At 61.4% G+C, this 19,164-nt stretch carries 20 protein-coding genes; 1 reads left to right on the top strand and 19 read right to left on the bottom strand.

What is annotated here, in order from left to right:
• Positions 1-375: 375 nt before the first annotated feature.
• From NKJ55_RS33530 to NKJ55_RS33500, 7 genes are all read right to left on the bottom strand, one after another.
• Positions 376-2,097: a ParB/RepB/Spo0J family partition protein gene (locus NKJ55_RS33530; RefSeq protein ID WP_352453625.1), complete on the bottom strand. Its 1,722-nt coding sequence runs from the start codon at positions 2,095-2,097 to the stop codon at positions 376-378.
• Positions 2,098-2,177: 80 nt separating this feature from the next.
• A complete protein-coding gene (locus NKJ55_RS33525) occupies positions 2,178-2,597 on the bottom strand; it encodes a DUF2958 domain-containing protein (protein ID WP_352453624.1) in 420 nt (139 codons plus the stop codon).
• A 14-nt stretch (positions 2,598-2,611) separates the two neighbouring features.
• The gene (locus NKJ55_RS33520) at positions 2,612-2,815 is read right to left on the bottom strand and encodes a hypothetical protein (RefSeq protein ID WP_352453623.1); all 204 of its coding nucleotides are present in this window, start codon (positions 2,813-2,815) and stop codon (positions 2,612-2,614) included.
• Positions 2,812-3,774 (bottom strand): ArdC family protein, encoded by a 963-nt coding sequence (locus NKJ55_RS33515; RefSeq protein WP_352453622.1) that lies wholly within the window; start codon positions 3,772-3,774, stop codon positions 2,812-2,814. Before NKJ55_RS33515 ends, NKJ55_RS33520 begins: the two co-directional genes overlap by 4 nt.
• 485 nt (positions 3,775-4,259) lie before the next feature.
• A complete protein-coding gene (locus NKJ55_RS33510) occupies positions 4,260-4,580 on the bottom strand; it encodes a sunset domain-containing protein (protein ID WP_352453621.1) in 321 nt (106 codons plus the stop codon).
• A 58-nt stretch (positions 4,581-4,638) separates the two neighbouring features.
• Positions 4,639-4,866: a hypothetical protein gene (locus NKJ55_RS33505; protein WP_352453620.1), complete on the bottom strand. Its 228-nt coding sequence runs from the start codon at positions 4,864-4,866 to the stop codon at positions 4,639-4,641.
• Positions 4,867-5,001: 135 nt separating this feature from the next.
• The gene (locus NKJ55_RS33500) at positions 5,002-5,253 is read right to left on the bottom strand and encodes a helix-turn-helix domain-containing protein (protein WP_023722035.1); all 252 of its coding nucleotides are present in this window, start codon (positions 5,251-5,253) and stop codon (positions 5,002-5,004) included.
• 128 nt (positions 5,254-5,381) lie between these two features.
• On the opposite strand from NKJ55_RS33500, the gene NKJ55_RS33495 reads away from it, so the two are divergent.
• Positions 5,382-5,651, top strand: a complete 270-nt coding sequence (locus tag NKJ55_RS33495; RefSeq protein WP_352453619.1) for a DNA -binding domain-containing protein — start codon at positions 5,382-5,384, stop codon at positions 5,649-5,651.
• Between the two features lie 95 nt (positions 5,652-5,746).
• On the opposite strand, the gene NKJ55_RS33490 is transcribed toward NKJ55_RS33495, so the two are convergent.
• The 12 genes from NKJ55_RS33490 to NKJ55_RS33435 form a co-directional block, all read right to left on the bottom strand.
• Positions 5,747-7,654 (bottom strand): putative bifunctional diguanylate cyclase/phosphodiesterase, encoded by a 1,908-nt coding sequence (locus tag NKJ55_RS33490; RefSeq protein ID WP_352453618.1) that lies wholly within the window; start codon positions 7,652-7,654, stop codon positions 5,747-5,749.
• Between the two features lie 303 nt (positions 7,655-7,957).
• Complete coding sequence (gene ubiM / locus NKJ55_RS33485; protein WP_352453626.1) at positions 7,958-9,139, bottom strand: 5-demethoxyubiquinol-8 5-hydroxylase UbiM; 1,182 nt, start codon at positions 9,137-9,139, stop codon at positions 7,958-7,960.
• A gap of 423 nt (positions 9,140-9,562) precedes the next feature.
• Positions 9,563-9,715: a cbb3-type cytochrome oxidase assembly protein CcoS gene (gene ccoS, locus NKJ55_RS33480; RefSeq protein WP_352453617.1), complete on the bottom strand. Its 153-nt coding sequence runs from the start codon at positions 9,713-9,715 to the stop codon at positions 9,563-9,565.
• Positions 9,712-12,000: a cation-translocating P-type ATPase gene (locus tag NKJ55_RS33475; protein ID WP_352453616.1), complete on the bottom strand. Its 2,289-nt coding sequence runs from the start codon at positions 11,998-12,000 to the stop codon at positions 9,712-9,714. The genes ccoS and NKJ55_RS33475 overlap by 4 nt, the downstream gene beginning before the upstream one ends.
• On the bottom strand, positions 11,997-12,494 hold the full coding sequence (locus NKJ55_RS33470; protein WP_352453615.1) for a FixH family protein: 498 nt from the start codon (positions 12,492-12,494) through the stop codon (positions 11,997-11,999). The genes NKJ55_RS33475 and NKJ55_RS33470 overlap by 4 nt, the downstream gene beginning before the upstream one ends.
• Positions 12,491-14,050, bottom strand: coding sequence for a cytochrome c oxidase accessory protein CcoG (ccoG, locus tag NKJ55_RS33465; protein WP_352453614.1), 1,560 nt, complete (start codon positions 14,048-14,050; stop codon positions 12,491-12,493). Before ccoG ends, NKJ55_RS33470 begins: the two co-directional genes overlap by 4 nt.
• 131 nt (positions 14,051-14,181) lie before the next feature.
• On the bottom strand, positions 14,182-15,045 hold the full coding sequence (gene ccoP, locus NKJ55_RS33460; RefSeq protein ID WP_352453613.1) for a cytochrome-c oxidase, cbb3-type subunit III: 864 nt from the start codon (positions 15,043-15,045) through the stop codon (positions 14,182-14,184).
• Positions 15,046-15,047: 2 nt separating this feature from the next.
• Positions 15,048-15,197: a cbb3-type cytochrome c oxidase subunit 3 gene (locus NKJ55_RS33455; protein ID WP_023679629.1), complete on the bottom strand. Its 150-nt coding sequence runs from the start codon at positions 15,195-15,197 to the stop codon at positions 15,048-15,050.
• Between the two features lie 11 nt (positions 15,198-15,208).
• Positions 15,209-15,940: a cytochrome-c oxidase, cbb3-type subunit II gene (gene ccoO, locus NKJ55_RS33450; protein WP_352453612.1), complete on the bottom strand. Its 732-nt coding sequence runs from the start codon at positions 15,938-15,940 to the stop codon at positions 15,209-15,211.
• A complete protein-coding gene (gene ccoN, locus NKJ55_RS33445) occupies positions 15,931-17,562 on the bottom strand; it encodes a cytochrome-c oxidase, cbb3-type subunit I (protein ID WP_352453611.1) in 1,632 nt (543 codons plus the stop codon). The genes ccoO and ccoN overlap by 10 nt, the downstream gene beginning before the upstream one ends.
• 45 nt (positions 17,563-17,607) lie before the next feature.
• Positions 17,608-17,910 carry a hypothetical protein gene (locus tag NKJ55_RS33440; RefSeq protein WP_352453610.1) on the bottom strand — a complete coding sequence of 101 codons (303 nt, stop codon included), beginning with the start codon at positions 17,908-17,910 and terminating at the stop codon, positions 17,608-17,610.
• A 256-nt stretch (positions 17,911-18,166) separates the two neighbouring features.
• On the bottom strand, positions 18,167-18,913 hold the full coding sequence (locus NKJ55_RS33435) for a Crp/Fnr family transcriptional regulator (protein ID WP_352453609.1): 747 nt from the start codon (positions 18,911-18,913) through the stop codon (positions 18,167-18,169).
• Positions 18,914-19,164: the final 251 nt, after the last annotated feature.

The following is a 19,164-nucleotide window of genomic DNA, read 5'->3' as shown; positions in this document are numbered from 1 at the left end:
ATTGCAACGTCACCACCGTGCCATGGCCGCTCGCCCTTCAGAGCAAGCGCCGTTCTCTCTCCAAAACTTTTTGCAGAACCTTCAGGACACTATCTGGCGCGATCGGCGGCACAACGAGCAGGCGGCATTACAGGGCGCCGGCTGCGCGGGCTCTGTCGGCAACCCGATCGGACAATTGGCCCCATGCGCCTGGGCGCCTCGGCAAGCAACCCGGCGCGGTGCAGGGCTGCCCAAATGGGGGCGAGTTGGCGTCGGGATTTCTCGCGCGCGGCACTGGCTCGACAAGACGACCAATCGGCAGCCGGCGCGGCCCGGAGCGGCGCGCGCGACCTGAGCAGCGGTACTCGAGAGAACCGCCGCTCGGGCCCTGATCGACTATTCGCGCGCGAACAGCGGCTGCACTTGTGCCCACTGATCGGCGGTGCGGAAACCGCCGCGACTGGTGTAGCTTTCGGCGGGGAATTTCATCCAGCGCGGCAGCCAGGTCTCGACCCTGAGGCGGCCATTCTCGCCCGCCAGGAAGTCACGGATGATCTTCTTTTGCGTCTTGACCTTCTCGGCGACATTGCCGTCCGCGACCAGCTTGCCGCCGACCTCGGCCAGCATCGAATTGGCGATTTCCTTGTCGTGCAAGAGGTCGAAGAAGGCATCGTCCGGTTGCCACCATGCGCCCATATCGACGTTCAGATGGTTGCCGAGCGCCTCGATGACGGCGCTGCCGGCTGCAAGCGTCTCGGCCATGACAAGGGTGAGAACGCGCATGACATCGTCGTCGCACAGCGCCAAGAGGCGCGCGAACACGCCGGCGATAGCAAAGGCGTCGCCATTGCCGCCGGCGACCACGCCATCCGCATCCGGTGATCCGAGCAGGGCCAACACTTCGCGCCGCTTTTTGCCGAATGCAGCTTCAGCCTTGCAGCCGGCAAGGCTGGCAGTCACCGTCTCGTTGACTGCGCGCTGTGGCTCACGGCGCACCTGCCACAAGCCGGACCCGGTGATGGCGTGAGCCACCACGAGGCGCAGCGCCACGGCGGGATGGTCGAGCATGGCGGCGCGCACGGCGGCATGGCGATGCAGATCGATATAGTTCTGCATCGGGCCGGTGAGTTCGGGGCGCGGCGGCTTGGCGGCTGTTTCGTCTTGCTCGCCGCCCTCGCGGGCGCGGCGGGCTTGCTTGTGTGACAGCCAGCCCTCGTGACACTCGACCTCGCCGCGATACGTGACCGCGATGAAGACCTTGCCGCCCTTCTTCTTCGGGGTCTTCTCGTGGTCCCATCGGTGGAAATACTGGCCCGGTTCCAGCAGCACCACCTCGCTCCAGCCGTCGTTGAGATATGTGTCGCGTCTGGTGGCAATCGCTTCGTTCTGCTTTTGCCAGAACAGGTCGGCATCGGCGAAATAGCTGTCCTCGCCGAACAGATCCGAGGTGATCAGGCCGGGATACTCCTCGATGGCAAACAGCGCCACCTTGGTGGAAATCGACTGGCCGCCGAACAGCCATTGCTTCAATTGAAAGCCACGCGGCGCGTATTGATCGGGATCGGCACAGAGTGCCAGCCAGTCCTTCTGCTGCGCCTTGGACGCCATGGTGAGATGGCGCACCGTCTCGGCGTCGATCTCCTCGCGCCGGTAGGCTTCGCGGATTTTGGGCAAGAGGTCGCCAAGTGCCAGAATGCGTTTGACCTTCAGGTCAGTGATGCCGAAGGTCGCAGCGATATCGGGAACGGTGCGGCCTTGCCTGACGAGCCGCGAAAACGTCTCCCATTGCGATACTTCGTCAGGATCGAGGCGGGCGAGGTTTTCGATCAGCGAAGCTTCCAGCGCATCGGCGTCATCACCGTCCTCCATGATGGCGCAGGGCAAGGGATCGCCTTCGCCGCGCTCGTCGGCAAGCGATTTCGCGGCGAAATAGCGCCGCCTGCCGGCGACGATCTCGAAGGTTTCCGGCTGGCCGTTGGGCCGCACAAGGAGAGGCACCAGCACGCCGCGCGCACGCACGGAGGGCAGGATGTCGGATATGTCGGGCGCGCGTTTTCCATGGCGCATGTTGAGCGCGCAAATGTTGAGCTGATCCAAGGGAATGTGGGCAAGCTGCATGGTTACTCTCCTTTCGCTTTGGTTGAGGTTGTCCCCCGCCGCAGAGGCCGAAGGCCGGCGCGGCGGGACGGTTTTTGCGTCTATCGGCGCTGCTGTTCCGCCGTGTCGGGCGGAAGCTCGGAATGGGGCTTTGAAAGGGCGTCTGCTGCCTGCCGCAGAATTCGCTCGGCCTCGGTGATGTGGCGGCAAATGCGGGCGGCTTCGGCATAGACGGAGAGCGGAAAGCGCGCCTGGAAATGCAGGTCGCGCTCTATGCCGAGGCCAAGCGGACCTTTTACGGACGCAAGCTCGGCCAGACTGACGCTGCCGAGTTCGGGGAAGCCGAAGCCGAGATCGCAAAGGCCGAACAGCGTGTCGCCATCGGCGTCGAGTTCGGTCAAAAGCCACGTGGCGGCACCTGAGGGATTAAACAGTTTCACAACGGGAAAATGGTCGATGTCGGCGTCGGCGGCGCCATTGGCGAGCAGTCGTGCGCGCAGTGGATCGGTGATCAGGATCATGGAAAGACTCCTTGTCAGAACAGGTCGAGTTGATTTCTGCTGGCTTCATCGAAGAGGCCGATATCGAGCGGCTTTTGCGCCGCGCGCGGACACATCGGCGCGTCCATCAGGAGGGTGAGCCGATCGCGCGTGGTGATCGGCCGGACGCCGGGAATGAGCATCTGCTCGCCTTGCGGCGTCGGCTCGGTCGCGGTCAGTTGAGGATCGCGCATCGTCATGCCGCAATCCCTTCCTGCGCCTCGCCTTCGGCATCGGCCTGAAGGCCAAACAGGAAATCGGCGGCCTTCGAGGCAAGGCTGGCGGCACGGAAGATGGCGCGGTTGTCCTCGCGCAGCACCCTCAGCCATGAGCCGATGTAATCGGCGTGGCGCACGGTCGGCTCGATACCGAGATTGCTGCAGACGAAGGCGGCAGTGATTTCGGCGACCAATTCTTCACGCGCGTAAGCCTTGGAGCCGAACGAGCCGGAGAGGTCGCGAGCAAGCCGCGTCGGGTGGCCGGTCCAGTGGCCAAGCTCGTGAAAGCAGGTCCGGTAATAGTCGATCTGGTGATGGAACGCCGGCTGCGGCGGCACCTGAATGTGGTCGCTGCCCGGCATGTAGAAAGCGCGATCGCCGCCGACCCTGAAATCCGCACCGCTGGCGCGAATGAGCGTCTCGGCCTGCGGCACGATCTCGCACTGAGGCAGCGGCTCGGCGGCGGCATAGAGGTCTTCCGGAAGATTATCGCACTGCGCGAGATTGAAGACGGTGAAGCGCTTCAAAAAAGGCACGGCCTGTGGTTCATCGCCCTCGTGGCGTGCGCGCTCCTTCTCGTCCTTGGGGACAAAGCGGTCGGCATGCACGATGGTCGTGCCGCGCTCGCCCTTCCTGACGTTGCCGCCAAGGACGAGCGCCTGCCGGAAGGTGAGCCAGTTCTGGCTGGGATAGCTGCGCTCGATCACCGCGCCCCACAGGATAAGGATATTGATGCCGGAATAGGTGCGGCCAGAGGATGCATTCCTCGGCAGGCCAAGGCCTGCCTTTGCCCTGCCCCATGGCTTGACCCACGGCACGGTGCCGCGCTCCAGCTCGGCAATGATGCGGTCGGTGATCTCCTGATAAAGGCTGGCGCCGGGGCGCCCGCCCTTGCCTGCGCCAGCCTCTGTGCTGGCACAACGCTTGCTGTTTGCATGCATCGTCTCATCCTTCGCTCGCCAATCGCCGCGCCTTTCCCCGGAAGCGGGATGGGCGGCGAGTCGCGACCGGAAAGGCCCGCCGTGGTAGGCGGACCGCATCCGAAGGACCGGAACGAAGAGGAGGACCCTGAGCGGCACGCGAAGGGTTGCGGGCTGCCGCGGCGGGCCTAGAAGGGAGTGCCGCCCACCCCGCGCCACCGGGGAAGGCCAACAGACAAACCGCGCCGCCCGCAAGGGCGGCGGCCGTCACAGCCCAGGGCTGCCCACGCCAAGGGGCGAAGCCGAATGGCCGAGACCGCCTGAGCTTGCCGAAGAAAAGCGGGCTCGGTTCACGAGCACCTGGTGCGCGTCGTCAGGCGCGCGGGCGCCCGCCAGGACGGCAGGCTGGACAGATTTTTCGAACGGATCGCGATAAATACTTCAAATGAATGCTGCACCGAAAACATGTGCGATGCAGCATTTTCGCAAGCATTTACCACGGACGCTCAGACCCGAGACTTCCGCCACCCAGCCTTGCGCGCGGCTTCCTCCGAACAAAACCAGCGCTCGCCTTTCAACAGGTTGATGCGCGTCTCCCAGTAATATTCCTGTCCGGGAACATGATAGATGCGCTCGCCCGTGTTGTAGCTGATATTGGCTTTGATGTTGCAGCCGAGAGCGGCAGGGCCGATTTCGAAGGCAAGAAAGCCAGCCAGGATTGTTCCACCAGCAACGATCTTTGCCCACAACGGAACGTCCTTCGAACGATGGCGCTCGCCATACCTGCGACGGTTGTACCGATTGTCTTGAAAGCGATGGTTGCCCACGCCCCTTCCCTCCGTAGAGAGAATGGGACGTTTGCAGCGTGGTGTCTACAAGTCGGGTCTAATTCACCGGTCCTGTTCCGAACCATTGAATGAACGGCGCATCCTTACCCGTGATATCCTTCACCGTCTTCAACAGCGCTTCATGGGTGCGTTGGAGAGCCCGGTAATGGTTGCTGGTAGGTGATAGAAGCGGCTGGACGATGCTCTGGTGCAGCCGTTCCGCCTCCGCGAGAAAGCGCTCGATTTCAGCCTGTGAAAGCTGCTTGGAAAGTTTGGTCCTAGCCATTGCGATCTCCGTTGAGGAATCGCCCCACCTAGGATTATCATCCTATATCGGCATGGGTTGGTAAAGACCCACCCGCAGCGGAATGGCAGCTTGCCGAAGAAAAGCACGCTCGGTTCACGGCACCGGCGCGAGCCGTTAGACGCGCAGGCGCCCGTTAGCCCGCAGGCTGGACAGAATCTCGCACGGATCAGCGTCAAGCGCCGCAGTTAAGTCGAGAAACTCGATGACATCGAGACGCCGCTCTCCACCCTCGTACTTGGCCACGAAGGATTGGGGACGATCAAGCTTCTCGGCCACCTGCGCCTGAGTCAGGCCTTTGGCCTTGCGCAGGGAAACCAGCTGGGCCAGAAACCGCTGGTGGCGGGGCGAGCGAAGAGATTTGGGCATGTAGGCGAACCGGTCGGGTAAAGACCGGATCAGCGACTAATCCCGGTTTCGGATTATCCCATTTTGGGATATGCTGCGTTGCATCCAGCGCTCAACAGCCGAGGCTCGCAACAGGCATGAATCGATCAATGGGAACAGATGAGACTCGAAACTCAACTCTGTGCGACGAAGTCCCCTGGTCGGAGAACCTGACGGCCTACGATAGGCAGCATTTCACGATCTACCTGCGGATCCTGGATGCCTGCGCCGACAATGCCAGCGAAGAGGAGATGGCTGATCTCATTCTCGGCATCGACCCGGCCCTTGAACCGGTCCGCGCCCGCAAGGCTCTTCGCAGCCATATCGACCGGGCGAACTGGATGGTGACGACTGGCTACAAGGAACTGTTCGCCGGCTGACGCACAGCACGGACTGTCATGCTCTTCAAACAAGGAAGTTCAGATACCCGCTATTCATGAGCGCACGGCCGCGAGAGACAGCGCGGCTGGAGCGGTCACAACTGGTTCGCGTGCTGTTTGACTGCCATTTCCAGTGCTTGGCTCAGAGGCACAGCCTTGGAGAACAGGAAGCCTTGAGCGGTTCGGCAGCCAAGCTTGTGCAGGGTTTGCCGATCCGCCTCTGTTTCGACGCCCTCGGCCATGACCTCGATCCCGAGCATGTTACCGAGATCGATGACCGATTTGACAAGGAGTCGGTCGTCTCGGGATTTGGCCAAGCCGCGAATGAAGCCCTGGTCTATTTTCACCTTGCGTATCCGACTGTCCTTGAGCGATGCCAACGTGGAAAAGCCGGTGCCGAAGTCATCGAGCGCGATGGAAATGCCGGCATGTGAAAGCCGTCCGAGCTTTTCATCCACTCTGTCCGGGTCCACCGGGGATTCTTCGGTAATCTCGATCTCGAACATTGTTGCAGGCAGACCTCTTGCCGCCAGACCATCCAGAACCATGTCGTCGATATCGCCGGCTTCCAGTTCGCGCGGTGAAACATTCATCGCCACACGGAGATCACGACAGTCAGCTTTCACCAAGCCGTCGATAAAAGCACAACAGTCGGCGAATACGGTTTGCGTCAGCAGCTGAAGCATACCGGTTTCGCGTGCAGCTGTGATGATTTCGGGTGGAGAGATGGCACCATGAGTCGGATGGGACCACCTCAGCAAGGCTTCAAAACCGACCACGGCCTCGGTGTCGAGTTTCACGATCGGCTGGAACCAAGGTTGCAAGCTTCTCGTCTTTATCGCCGAATGAAGGTCCCGTTCGACGGACTGGCGGCGTTGCAGTTCCCTGTCGAGTTCGGCATCGAACAGGCAAAATTCGTTCCTGCCACGACGCTTGGCCGTATAAAGGGCGATGTCCGCCCGCAACAACATTTCGGTCAGGCCCGGGCTTTCCGCCAGGTATATTCCTATCGATGCCCCGACACGGACGGACGCGACCTCGATATAGGGTCGGGCAATTTTGGCTATGATATTGGAGGCGAGATCACTGGCAGAAAGCGAAACCCTCGTTGAGGGAAAAAACATCACGAATTCGTCGCCGCCGATACGAGCAAGCGTTGAGCCTTCCGGTGCTTCCTCCTCTATGCGGCGGGCGATCCTGACAAGCAGTTCATCACCGGTCCTGTGACCGTAGGTATCGTTGACGGATTTGAACCCGTCCAGATCAACCAGCATTGCCACGAAGGGGCCATCCGCGGTCTCGAAACGTCCGATTGCGTCTTCGAGGCCACGCCTGTTGAGAAGGGCCGTCAGGTGGTCCTGCCTGGAACTGGCCTTCATCTCCGCCGCAAGCCGCTCGGCCTCATGCCTCAGGCGGCTCGCTTCGCGGAACCGTGCTTGCCCAACAAACGAAGCTCGAACCAAGCCGCCCATGAAGAGCAGAACGGTAAAAGCCAGAATGTAGTCTTCAAAATTGCCTTTCGCCAAAAGGCAAGCCACCGTGATGAGGAGCGGAGGTGTGATGAAGTTGGTCGCCGCCGCGGCATACGAACTGCCGTATGTAACCGCACCAGCTGAAATGCCCGCCAGAATGACCAGATGCAGAGGTGCTTGAGGTGTCGTGTATCCAACAGTCAGGACGGCCAGGAAGGACCAGGCAAACCCTGCCAGAAGAGCAAGGATGCCAAACCAGCGAAGCCGCGGCAAAACCCCCACTAATCCGTCATGGCGCCCCGTTTCCTTTAGCTGATAACGCGCGAGTGCAAGGCGGGCGGCATTTATCGCATTGACGACCAGGAACCAGATTGCAGCTGCAAAGCCGCTGCCAGAAAGGGCGTGCACCGCCCAAATCAGGCCTGACAGGATAGCGCTTATCGGCATCGACACGAAGAGGCCGGCCCTCAGGTCAGCAAGCTGATCCTGACGGATTTTGGCCTCCAGCGTGTCTTCATTCTTCGGGGCCATGGACGGACCAGCTTGCTCCCATCGTTGTTCGCGAGGACAAGCCTACGCAGGCCCACTGAAGGACGGGTTAACTATCCAGCGGGGATAACCAGTGTGCTCACCATGTCTTCGGGGCGCACGTCTGCCTCTTGGCCTTGCCGTCTGACCATCGAGCTCTTGCCCGCACGCGTGCCTTGATCCGAATCATCCCAGGATCGGCAACGTCACCATGGAAGCAGCCCTGCCAACGGCATCAACGCGCCCGGCGAGACAAAAGGAAGCCGGGCCGAGATAGCGTTCCAGAGCGGCAGCGCTGCCTGCGATTCACCGCCTGAGCATGGCCGAAATACCAAGGCGGATAAAGGGAAGATATTGGGCAAAGCGAAGCCCTGCATGTCTTGCAAGCCGTGCCGCCGGGTGCTCGCCTGAGTAGAGAGCGACAAGTGCATTCGTAGCATGATAGAGCGGTGCCGCCGACAGACGCAGCCGGCTTTCGTATCTGCCGAGTATGTCGGGATCAGCAATGTCGCGGCGCTCGCGACATGCCGCCAGGATTCTATCGGCGAGTTGCTTCTGGCCACTGAGGCCGATGTTGAAGCCATGCGCGGTCACCGGGTGCATGCCGAGGGCAGCATCGCCGATCAGTGCCGCACTCGGAGCCCAGAACTTGTGCGCCCAGGTCGTGACCAGCGGATAGGCATGGCGGGTGCTTGCCAAGGTCATCTCTCCGAAGCGTCCTCGACACCGGCTCGTCGATTCCATGAGGAACAAATCGTCGTCGAGAGCAAGCAGTCTGTCGGCCTCGCTTGAGCGCAAAGTGAGAAGCAGCGACGACACGCCTTCCATGAGCGGCAACATCGCTATCGTCTGATGGTGATCGAACCATTCGACCGCGATCTGGTGATGGGCGCGCTCGTGCCTCACCCGGCAAATCAGCATGGAGTTGCCAAGCCGATTGATGTCGGCGCCAATGCCGAGCAGGTCGCGCGTCGCGGACAAACGCGAATCCGCTGCAACGAGCAGCCGAGCGGCCAATTGCCTGCCATCAGAGAGCGTTATGACTGCTTCTTTGTGGCTGGTTGTTGCATTGACGACCGAGCGGCCGCACAGCAGCTGGGCATGATCCTGGAAGTGGACAAGCTTGAACAGGGCGTCGCGGATCCGACAATTTGGGACCAGAATTCCGAGTGGTTCCCCAGATCCGCTGGGAGAATCGAAGCTCAGGGCGAAAGGGCTCGATCCGTTGAGCACGCGCGCGCCTTGTAGCGGTGATTTGTCCGAAGCGGGGATGGCATCCCAGGCGCCGAGCTCGCGAAGGATTCCAACCGATGCGTGGGTCAGCGCGATCTCGCGACCGTCGAAAGCCGGATTCGCCAGGCTTTCGAGCGACTGCCGTTCAACCACTGCCACCTTGAGTCGGCTCTGGGCAAGCGACGCGGCGAAGGAAAGTCCGACCGGCCCGGCTCCGACCACAATAACGTCGAATCTATCGACAGAGCCGGCCATCAGCGTGCCGCCATTGCGTCGGCTATCTGCGACGAAGGGCACTGGAACGCATCGCAATCGATCCACGGTTTGCGGCTCATCTCCCCAAGCGTCTCCACGCGACCTAACCGTCCGTTAGACATCCGTTCTCCGTTCAAAAATGCTCAATGAAACCATGCCTATGAAGAGATAACCCTGATGTGGATCAACCAGGCTCGATAAACGCGGCAACGGCGGGTTCACGGTCGACTGGTCGACCGCCACGCCATGGTCTGGTCAGGTCATCATGGAATGGCCGGCTTCCCGTTCGGTGCGGCCCTTTCCTGGCCGAAAGTTCGGCAACGTATTCTGGCTGATCCGTTCGCACCCGTCGCGCGCCGAAATCGGCATGACGCGAAGCAACCGCGGAAAATATTCGAGCGAGTCCTCGCAGGGCAGGCTGGGTCAACTGCGTTGCTCGTCGCGGTCGATCAGGATCCGCTCGGCGGCGCCATCGAGATCTTCATATTGGCCGCTCCTCAAGGCCCACAGGAACCCCGCCAGCCCAAGCGCTCCGAGGAACAGGGCCACAGGTATGAGGTAGGCGAGCGTCGTCATGAGGATTGTGCCAGTGCGCCAATGTCCGAGCGCCTGTCATGTCGGGCATCTTGCACCGATGCATTTGACACGAAACCTTGCAGACGTAGCGCATTGCCGATGACCAGGAGGGACGAGGCGGACATCGCGACCGCCGCGATCAGTGGCGTAACGTGCCCCAGAATGGCGACCGGCACGGCGATGCCATTGTAAACGATCGCGATGGCGATGTTCTGCCGGATCAGCCGTCCGGCCTTCCGCGAAATGTCTAAAGCAAGTGGGACCGCCAGAAGACTTTTACGCAGGAACACGAAATCCGCGGCGTTGCGACCGATATCCGCCGCCGTGGCCGGAGCGATCGAAACGTGTGCGGCGCCCAATGCAGGCGTGTCGTTGAGCCCATCGCCGACCATCAGCACCTTGTGGCCAGTTCGCGTCAATGCTTCGATGTGTTCGACCTTCCCGGAGGGAAGCAACGAGGGAACGAAGCGCTCGACGCCCAGTGCTTCCGCGACTTCGCCGCAGGCAGCCTCTGTGTCGCCCGACAGCATCTCCACCGACACGCCGGCGCCGTTCAGTTGCTCGATGGCCGCCTTGGCATCGGCACGCAGCTCATCCTCGAAATCGAAAGTCGCGACAATGACCCCGTCCTTCGTCAGAACGGTTCCGCCATAGCCTTGTTTGCCTTCGCCGCCGATCCGAGCTTTCCACTCACGCCATCCGCGGCGACCCAGCCGCCAGGTACTGCCCTCGCCGATGGCTTCGATGCCGAAGCCCGGATGCTCGCTGACGGACGCGAGTTTCGGCTGGCCGGCAAAGGCTGCATTGCCAGCGATTGCCTTCGAAAAGGGATGGCGGGAATGCGCTGCCATCGCGGCCGCCATGGCGAGCATCGTCGGATCGATGGACGGCGCATTGATCAGCCTGGGCAGTCCGAGCGTAAGCGTGCCGGTTTTGTCGAACAATGCCGTGTCGATCCCGGCCAGGCGCTCAATGGCGGAGCCGTCCCTGACCATGACGCCGCTTTCAAACAGCCGCCGCGCAGCGACCACCTGCACGATCGGCACGGCGAGACCGAGCGCACACGGGCATGTAATGATCAAAACGGCGATTGCGATTGTTATTGCCCGGTGCCAGTCGCCGGTCGCCGCCATCCAGCCGAGGAACGTCACAAAGGCGGTGAGGTGGACCACGGGGGCATAGAGCGCGGAGACGCGATCGGCGATCCTGCGATGGCGGGCGCGGCCGCCCTCTGCCGCTTCCATCAGCCGAACGATTTCGGCCAGGAATGAATCCTTCGCGGCGGCCGTCGCCTCGATGGTCAGCGGACCGGTGAGATTGAGTGTACCGGCCTGGACCTGCGCCCCCGGGCCCACCGTTCTGGGCGTGCTTTCCCCGGAAACCAGGGAACAGTCGAGATCCGATGCCCCGCCAATGATCCTGCCGTCGATGGGCACCCTCTCGCCAGCCGCAATCAAGAGCTCCATTCCTGGTTCGATCTCGCCAACCGGCAAGTAGTCGCGCGAACCATCCTCGCGCAGCACCATGGCGCCGCGCGCCGCCAGCCGAGCCAGTCCGTTTACGGCCGTCCGTGCCCGTTCCCGCATCACGTGATCCAGCGTGCGGCCGATCAGCAGAAAGAACAGCAGCGACACCGACGCGTCGAAATAAGCATGGTCGCCATGGTTGATCGTCTCGTAGAGGCTCATGGCGTAAGCGAGCGATACCCCGACCGCGATCGGCACGTCCATGTTCATGCGGCTGTGGCGCAGCGCATTCCAGGCCGAGCGAAAATAGATGCCGCCGGCGAAAGCGAGCGCAGGAATGGCAATCAAGGCCGAGACCCAATGGAACAGGTCGCGGGTCGCGCCTTGCGCGCCGGACCAGACGGAGACTGATAGCAGCATGATGTTGCCCGCCGCAAAGCCGGCGACCGCGACGGCGCGGATCAGTTCCGAGAGCGTCCTGTCCTTCCCGTCAGCCTCGGGATCGAACAGGTGCGCGCCATAGCCCAGCCGTCCAAGTGTGGCGACGAATGGCGGAACCTCGTCGCCGCGCCACCGGACCGAAACACGTTTCGTTGAAAGATTGACACGAGCGCCTTCGACGCGATCCAGCTTACCGATCGCCGTCTCGATCGTCTGGATGCAGGCGGCACAATGCACGGCCGGCACCGAGAGGTCGGTCTGGCGAAGATTTTCGCCGATCGAGCGGCTCGCCAGTCTGATTTCCTGGCCAGAAGGCAGGACCAGTGTGACCTTTTCCAGGTCCAATGCCATTTCGGCGCCTGGCGCGCAGCAGCTCATTGCAGCGCCCCGTGGGAAATCATGATCCGGCGAACGTCGCGATAGGGTTCCGCAAGGCTCGCATCGGCGTCGATTTCGACGATCCAGACGCCATCCTTGGGGATGTGGTGCGCGGCGAATATCTGACCGGAGGCAGCGGCAAGAGTGACGGATTTGTCCTCGGCCTCGTAGGCGGGATGACGAAACAGCACCTTGACGCCATGCACGGCAACCGTCTTGCCGCCAGCATCGGTGAGGCTGTAGCGGACCTCACCGCCTGCGATGGTGAGTTTGCCAGTCCAGCCGAGGGCTGCCTGAGCTCGCCCTTGCTGGGCCTTTTTGTTGAATTGCTGGCTCGCCACATAGGTGTTTTCGACGACAAGGCCGGTCCAGCTCGTGTTGGCGAGCGTCGCCATCGTCAGATTGACCGCTATGACCACGCCGAAGAAGCCAAGGATGGTGAACAGCATATGCCTGCCGGTGAATTCGCGGGATTGTCGCGAGGTGTCGGTCATCTGGCGATCTCCGGTGCGTTGAAAGTGGCCGTGTATTCGTCCGACTCGAACGTTGCCTTATTTTCGACCCGGAACTTGAAGCTTTGCGCTGCACCCCGAACCTGATCTGCCGGCTGACGCACGAAAACCTTGAGCATCTTCAGCCGGTCGGGTTCGACCGGGATGGCAAAGGAGCGATCCGCCGGCAGGTTGATGCCGACAACGCTCATTTCGGCTCCATGCAGGCCCTGCATCGTGACGATGATCGTTCTTGGTTCGGGGATCATGTTGAGCAACTTGACGGTGTAGCCGTTGCGGATCGAACCGTCCGACAGCGTCACGGACTGCGGGTTGCGATCATGCAGGACATTCAATTCGAGCCGTTCGCGGGTCAGCAGCGAATAGAGCAGCGCGAGACCGACCGCCGACCAGGCGCTCATGTAGATGAAGGTGCGCGGGCGAAAGATCTTGCGGATATGGAAACGGGCCACCTTGTCGGAGAACAGGCCGTCAGCGCTCCTGACCACTGACGGGTTGACTGAACCGGAGCCGCCCGGGGTCGCCAGCATCATGTTGGCGTTGTAGTCGGCCAGCGTCGCATAGGAAATCAGTCCGCGCTCCCTGCCGAGCTTGTCCATGATACCATCACAGGTATCGATGCAGAGCGCGCAGGTGATGCATTCAAGCTGCTGGCCATCACGAATGTCGATCCCCATCGGGCACACCGCGACACATGCATTGCAGTCGACGCAGTCACCGACGGGCTGCCCGGCGGCAAGGACCCTCTTGGCGTGGCGCGAGCGCGGTTCGCCGCGCCAGTCATTATAGGTGACGGTGAGCGACCTTTCGTCGAGCATGGCCGCCTGGATGCGCGGCCACGGGCACATATAGGTGCAGACCTGCTCGCGCATCAGCCCGCCGAACGTATAGGTCGTCGCCGTCAGCACGGGCACGGTGATGTAGGCAACGGGGGCGGCGGTGCCGGTGAAGAGTTCCCCAAGCAGCGTCGGCGCATCGGCGAAATAGAAGATCCAGGCGCCGCCGGTCAGCACCCCTATGACCAGCCAAATGGCGTGTTTCGATGTTCGCACCACGAGTTTGCGCGCAGTCCAGGGACCGGCATCGAGCTTGACGCGCGCGTTGCGGTCGCCCTCGATGGCTCGCTCGACGACCAGAAACAGATCGACCCACACGGTCTGCGGGCACGTATAGCCGCACCAGGCCCGGCCGACGGTGGATGTGATCAGGAAAAGGCCGATACCGGCCATGACCAGCAGGCCGGCGACGTAGTAGAATTCCTGCGGCCATATCTCGATGAAGAAGAAGTAGAAGCGGCGGTTGGCAAGATCGACCAGCACGGCCTGGTCCGGGGCAAATGGCCCGCGATCCCACCGCAGCCAGGGCGTCAGGTAGTAGATCCCCAGCGTGATTGCCATCACCGACCACTTGAAGCGGCGGAAACTGCCAGAGGCCCGGTTCGGGAAGATCTTCTTGCGTGCGGCATAGAGCGGCTGACGGGTCTTGGCGGAGTTGACCGCATCGGCTTCGAGCCGTTCTATTTGCGTGTTATCGAGCACGAGAAGCTCCAGTCACCAGCGACGATTTTGCCGGAAGCCCAACCCATCGGTTTCTGGATGATGCCGAGGCCCGGCTCGCGCCGGGCCTCGTCGCTTGGCGGTGGGGGGGAGGACGAGAATAGGCTGCGTACCTATTCTCCGCCACCAAGCGAATGGATATAGACCGCGAGTTCCTTGGCCTTGATCTCGCCGAGACGCCCGATCCAGGCCGGCATGACGCCGTGCTTCGGCGCGCGGACCTGCGCGGCGATGGCTGTTTCGCCAGACCCGTAAAGCCAGATCGCGTCGGTCAGGTCGGGTGCGCCGAGCTCCCTGTTGCCCTTTGCATTCTCGCCATGACAGGCCGCACAATTCTCGGCGAAAACATTGGCGCCGAGTTCGATCTGGCTTGTGTCCTGAACAGGATCGGAGAGGCTTGCGACATAGGCGCCGACCTGCTTGATCTGATCCGTCGTGATGATGTCACCAAAAGCAGGCATTTCCGACAGGCGCGTATCCGGGTCTGATGCGAAGCGGATGCCGTGCGCAATCGTTTGCTGGATATGTTCGGCGTTGCCGCCCCACAGCCAATCGTCGTCGTTTAGGTTGGGAAAACCCTTGGAGCCTTGAGCGCCCGAGCCATGGCACTGCACGCAATTGACCTTGAACGCGGCGCCACCTGCGGCGACGGCGAATTCGCGTAGCGTATCGTCGGCAGTAATCTCGGAGACGGTCTTCGCCTGAATGGCAGCGACAAATTTACCCTTGGCCACTTCGGCCGCGGCCAGTTCATTCTTGACGTCTCTGCGGCTCGAATACCCCAGCACACCCCTGGTCGCGGAAGTCAGCATCGGCCATGCCGGATAGACGACGGTGTAGCCGATCGCCCAGGCAATGGTGATGTAGAAGGTGATGACCCACCAGCGGGGAAGCGGGTTGTTGAGTTCCTTGATGCCGTCCCACTCATGGCCGGTCGTCGAGATACCCGAAACCTCGTCGATATGCTCGCTGCCCATGATCAGTCGTCCTTGAGAGGAATGTGAGCGGCTCTCTCGGCTTGCCTGCGGCTGCCGGGACGAAGTGCAAAGGCCACGCATCCGAGGAAGAAAAGCGCCATGGCAAGCAGGCCCCAGCTGTCGGCAAACTCCCGCATGAAATTGTAGGTCATCGCCATTCTCCTCAGCGGTAACCGGCGGCTTCGTCATAGGTCCTGAAATCGACCAGCGTGCCGAGCATCTGCAAATAGGCGACCAGCGCATCCATTTCGGTGACCTGCTGCGGATCGCCGTCGAAGTCCCCAACCTTGGCTTTCGGATAGCGTCTCTCCAGGCCCGATGTGTCGGCATTCGCATCGGCCTGCGCCATGAGATCGGCATTGGCATGAGCGATCATGTCGTCTGAATAGGGCACACCGATACGGCTGTTGGCGATCAGATGCGTCGAGAAATCCTTCACCTCGATCGGCATGTCCTTCAGGAACGCGTAGCTCGGCATGATCGATTCCGGCACCACCGAACGCGGCTCGGTGAGATGCTGGACGTGCCATCCGTTCGAGTAGCGGTCGCCGACCCGGGCGAGATCCGGCCCGGTGCGCTTCGAGCCCCACTGGAACGGGTGGTCGTACATCGACTCGGCCGCCAGGCTATAGTGGCCGTAGCGCTCGACCTCGTCGCGGAACGGCCTTATCATCTGGCTGTGGCAGAGGTAACAGCCCTCACGCACATAGACGTTGCGCCCGGCGAGCTCGAGCGGCGAATAGGGCCGCATGCCTTCCACCTTCTCGATGGTGTTGTCGAGATAGAAGAGCGGCGCGATCTCGACGATACCGCCGATTGTTACGACCAGCAGGGACCCGAGGAGAAGAAGTGTGGCGTTCTTCTCGATGACCGCGTGTCTGTCCATCAGGCCCATTTTCTGGCTCCTGATCGCACAGGCTTGAGGGCGGGGATGGAGCGCGGCATCGGATCCTCCTCGCGCTGGTAGCCGAGGATGGTCATGGCGATGTTCCAGGCCATGATGAGGGCGCCCGACAGATACATCGCGCCGCCGATGGCACGCATGATGTAGTAGGGATGCATGGCGGCGACGGTTTCGGCGAAGGAGTAGACCAGGAAGCCCTGCTCGTTGTATTCGCGCCACATCAGGCCCTGCATGACGCCGGAGACCCACATCACCGCGGCGTAAACGACGATCCCAAGCGTCGCCAGCCAGAAGTGCCAGTTGACGAGCCGCAGCGAATAAAGCCGGTCGCGATTCCATAACTTCGGGACCATGAAATAAATCGCGCCGAACGAGATCATGCCAACCCATCCGAGCGCGCCCGAATGGACGTGACCGATGGTCCAGTCGGTGTAGTGCGAGAGCGAGTTGACGGCCTTGATTGACATCATCGGGCCTTCGAAGGTCGACATCCCGTAGAAGGCGATGGCCATCACCATCATACGGATGATCGGGTCGGTGCGCAGCTTGTCCCAGGCGCCCGAGAGCGTCATCAGGCCGTTTATCATGCCGCCCCACGAGGGCATCCAGAGCATGATTGAGAACACCATGCCGAGCGTCTGGGCCCAGTCCGGCAGGGCGGTGTAGTGGAGGTGGTGCGGACCGGCCCAGATGTAGAGAAAGATCAAAGCCCAGAAGTGGATGATCGACAGCCGGTAGGAATAGACCGGTCGGTTGGCTTGCTTGGGCACGAAATAATACATCATCCCGAGGAAGCCGGCGGTGAGGAAAAAGCCGACGGCATTGTGGCCGTACCACCATTGCGTCAGGGCGTCCTGTACGCCGGAGAAGGCTGAATAGCTCTTGGAGCCCAGGAAGGAGACCGGCATCGACAGGTTGTTGATCACATGCAGCATTGCGATGGTCACGATGAAGGCAAGGTAGAACCAGTTGGCGACATAGATGTGCGGTTCCTCGCGCTTTAGGATCGTGCCGAGGAACAGGATGAGATAGGCGACCCAGACAATGGTCAGCCACAGGTCCACATACCATTCGGGCTCGGCGTATTCGCGGCTCTCGGTGATACCGAGCAGGTAGCCGGTTGCCGCCATGACGATGAACAGCTGATAGCCCCAAAACACGAACCAGGCGAGATCGCCGCCGAACAGCCTGGCACGACAGGTCCGCTGCACGACATAAAGTGACGTGCAGATGAGTGCATTGCCGCCGAAGGCAAAAACCACGCCGGAAGTATGCAAAGGCCGCAGTCGGCCGAAATTGAACCATGGCTCGATGTTAAGATCCGGGTAGGCGAGCTGCAGGGCGATGACCACGCCGACCAGCATGCCGACGACGCCCCAGAATACGGTGGCGATGGCACCGTAGCGGATCGGCCCATCCATGTAAGCGGCGGGGTCGATCGGAACTGCCGGCTTGAACTCCGTGTTGCGCAACAGAATCGCAGTGAAGCCAGCCACGGCGAAGAACAAAACCCACATATGCCGGCGAAAAGGTTCATCTACGCCGAAGCCGGCAGCCACCAGGGCCGCAAACGCAAACAGGCTTAGAAGGACGATCTCTGTGCCGAATTTCATCGCAAGCCCCGATTTCCAATTCCGGCGGGCGCCAACCGCAGTGCCTTATTGCGCAGCCGTGGCCTGCTCGCCCTGATCCATGTCAGAGCCGCACGATTTTGCTTCGAGCAGCATCGAGTTCGGTGCGATCAGACTGTGGCGATCGAATGTGGAAGCGCGGCACCGGCCGCCACGCTTACGGACAGGCCCCGCGTCCCCGGTCGGGCCGGGTATGGAGGCGATCGCGGGCGTGTGGGGAAGCGCGCCTTCTGTGACGCTGGAAAGTAGGCCGATGCCTTGCCGAACGTCGATCGTTTCAATGCCTTGGGACATCCAGCGCCAGCGTTGCGCTGCCTTCGTGACATTCATGGTTCGGGGAGACGGCGATTTTCCCCTGCGTATGAGGCGTATTGACTTCGGCCGAGTGCAATCCTGCCTGGAACAGCCGGTTGCACGTCGAGCACCTCGAGGATGGATGCTTCGCCGACGAGTTGGCCGAAACACACCTGGCTCAGGCGATCGGATGGAGAGCGGGCTGTCGCTATGCGGCTTCTTCTAAGCCCAACGCGAGCATGCCCTGCCCCGAACGAAATAAGTGACGTAGGCCATGCAGCTTCGATGTCATTCAAAGGGCGGTTGCGCCTCGGCCGCCGCAGCGCCGTTCCAGCCGGCTCATGCTGTCCACGGTGACACGGCGGTTGTTCTCGATCCGAATCACGCCGTCCATTCTCAGGCTGGTCAGCTGACGGCTCACGGTCTCGTTTGTAATTCCAAGGAAATCAGAGATGTCGGCACGCGTCATCGGCAGCTCGAAGCACGCCGACCTAGCCGCCGGGTCAACACTGGAATCGATGTTCCGGGCGATCATGAGGAGAAAGCTCGCCACCTTCTCCGGTGCGGTCTTGCGCCCCAGAGTCACCATCCATTCGCGTGCCTCGTCGAGTTCGTTCAGCGCCTGCTTGAACAGGCGATGCACAAATTCCGGTGATTCCTTCATCAACCGTTCGATGGCCGCTCTCGGAAACGAGCATAGCGAGACAGCTGTTGCCGCTTCCGCATTGATCGCGCTTTTCATCTTGAAGGGCCGTCCCAGAAAATCCGGCGCGAACTGGAGACCGACGATCTGCTGGCGGCCGTCCGAAAGGCTCTTCGTCAGCTTCACCACGCCTGAAAGCACGTTTGAATAACAGTCGACCGCCTCGGCGTCGCCGATCAGTTCGACCCCCGGCTCGATATTGTGCCGCGACGACGTCTTGGCGAGCTGAGCCAAATGGTCTGGTTCGAGCGCACCACAGACACCGCGGTGCCGTGCCTCGCAAGACAGGCAAAGAACGGGAATGCCGGAACTGTGAATGTCCTGCCGTAATGTCATTCGATCGCTCTACTTGTCCAGTGCGGGTAGGATAGCAATCGACGGTAGAAAAATCCTTGCGGCAGTTTGTCCGTGCTGAACGCTGATCGAAATCAGGGCTTAGGCTCATCCAAGCATCCACAGTTCCGGCGACGCAAACACGGTGGACCACGACATGCGACTGGAGCTAGTGGATTGAATCCAACGTCTGGTGCCCTCGGCTTGCGGCTGCGATGATTTTGTCGGGGTCGGCTTTCCAGCGGAAGGGTTTG

Source organism: Mesorhizobium sp. M0106, from assembly GCF_040322715.1.
Taxonomy (GTDB): domain Bacteria; phylum Pseudomonadota; class Alphaproteobacteria; order Rhizobiales; family Rhizobiaceae; genus Mesorhizobium.
The sequence above is the reverse complement of the archived record's forward strand: the minus strand, read 5'-3'. Positions and strand labels throughout refer to the sequence as shown.

What these genes read in the sequence shown, in the direction of transcription:
- NKJ55_RS33470 (WP_352453615.1), bottom strand. Translation starts at nt 12,494, where the DNA reads ATGACCGACACCTCGCGACAATCCCGCGAATTCACCGGCAGGCATATG.
- ccoS (WP_352453617.1), bottom strand. Translation starts at nt 9,715, where the DNA reads ATGACGACGCTCGCCTACCTCATACCTGTGGCCCTGTTCCTCGGAGCG.
- NKJ55_RS33500 (WP_023722035.1), bottom strand. Translation starts at nt 5,253, where the DNA reads ATGCCCAAATCTCTTCGCTCGCCCCGCCACCAGCGGTTTCTGGCCCAG.
- ubiM (WP_352453626.1), bottom strand. Translation starts at nt 9,139, where the DNA reads ATGGCCGGCTCTGTCGATAGATTCGACGTTATTGTGGTCGGAGCCGGG.
- NKJ55_RS33475 (WP_352453616.1), bottom strand. Translation starts at nt 12,000, where the DNA reads ATGAGCTGCTGCGCGCCAGGCGCCGAAATGGCATTGGACCTGGAAAAG.
- ccoO (WP_352453612.1), bottom strand. Translation starts at nt 15,940, where the DNA reads ATGGGCCTGATGGACAGACACGCGGTCATCGAGAAGAACGCCACACTT.
- NKJ55_RS33520 (WP_352453623.1), bottom strand. Translation starts at nt 2,815, where the DNA reads ATGACGATGCGCGATCCTCAACTGACCGCGACCGAGCCGACGCCGCAA.
- NKJ55_RS33505 (WP_352453620.1), bottom strand. Translation starts at nt 4,866, where the DNA reads ATGGCTAGGACCAAACTTTCCAAGCAGCTTTCACAGGCTGAAATCGAG.
- NKJ55_RS33530 (WP_352453625.1), bottom strand. Translation starts at nt 2,097, where the DNA reads ATGCAGCTTGCCCACATTCCCTTGGATCAGCTCAACATTTGCGCGCTC.
- NKJ55_RS33490 (WP_352453618.1), bottom strand. Translation starts at nt 7,654, where the DNA reads ATGGCCCCGAAGAATGAAGACACGCTGGAGGCCAAAATCCGTCAGGAT.
- NKJ55_RS33525 (WP_352453624.1), bottom strand. Translation starts at nt 2,597, where the DNA reads ATGATCCTGATCACCGATCCACTGCGCGCACGACTGCTCGCCAATGGC.
- ccoN (WP_352453611.1), bottom strand. Translation starts at nt 17,562, where the DNA reads ATGAAATTCGGCACAGAGATCGTCCTTCTAAGCCTGTTTGCGTTTGCG.
- NKJ55_RS33515 (WP_352453622.1), bottom strand. Translation starts at nt 3,774, where the DNA reads ATGCATGCAAACAGCAAGCGTTGTGCCAGCACAGAGGCTGGCGCAGGC.
- NKJ55_RS33495 (WP_352453619.1), top strand. Translation starts at nt 5,382, where the DNA reads ATGGGAACAGATGAGACTCGAAACTCAACTCTGTGCGACGAAGTCCCC.
- NKJ55_RS33435 (WP_352453609.1), bottom strand. Translation starts at nt 18,913, where the DNA reads ATGACATTACGGCAGGACATTCACAGTTCCGGCATTCCCGTTCTTTGC.
- NKJ55_RS33440 (WP_352453610.1), bottom strand. Translation starts at nt 17,910, where the DNA reads ATGAATGTCACGAAGGCAGCGCAACGCTGGCGCTGGATGTCCCAAGGC.
- NKJ55_RS33455 (WP_023679629.1), bottom strand. Translation starts at nt 15,197, where the DNA reads ATGACCTACAATTTCATGCGGGAGTTTGCCGACAGCTGGGGCCTGCTT.
- ccoP (WP_352453613.1), bottom strand. Translation starts at nt 15,045, where the DNA reads ATGGGCAGCGAGCATATCGACGAGGTTTCGGGTATCTCGACGACCGGC.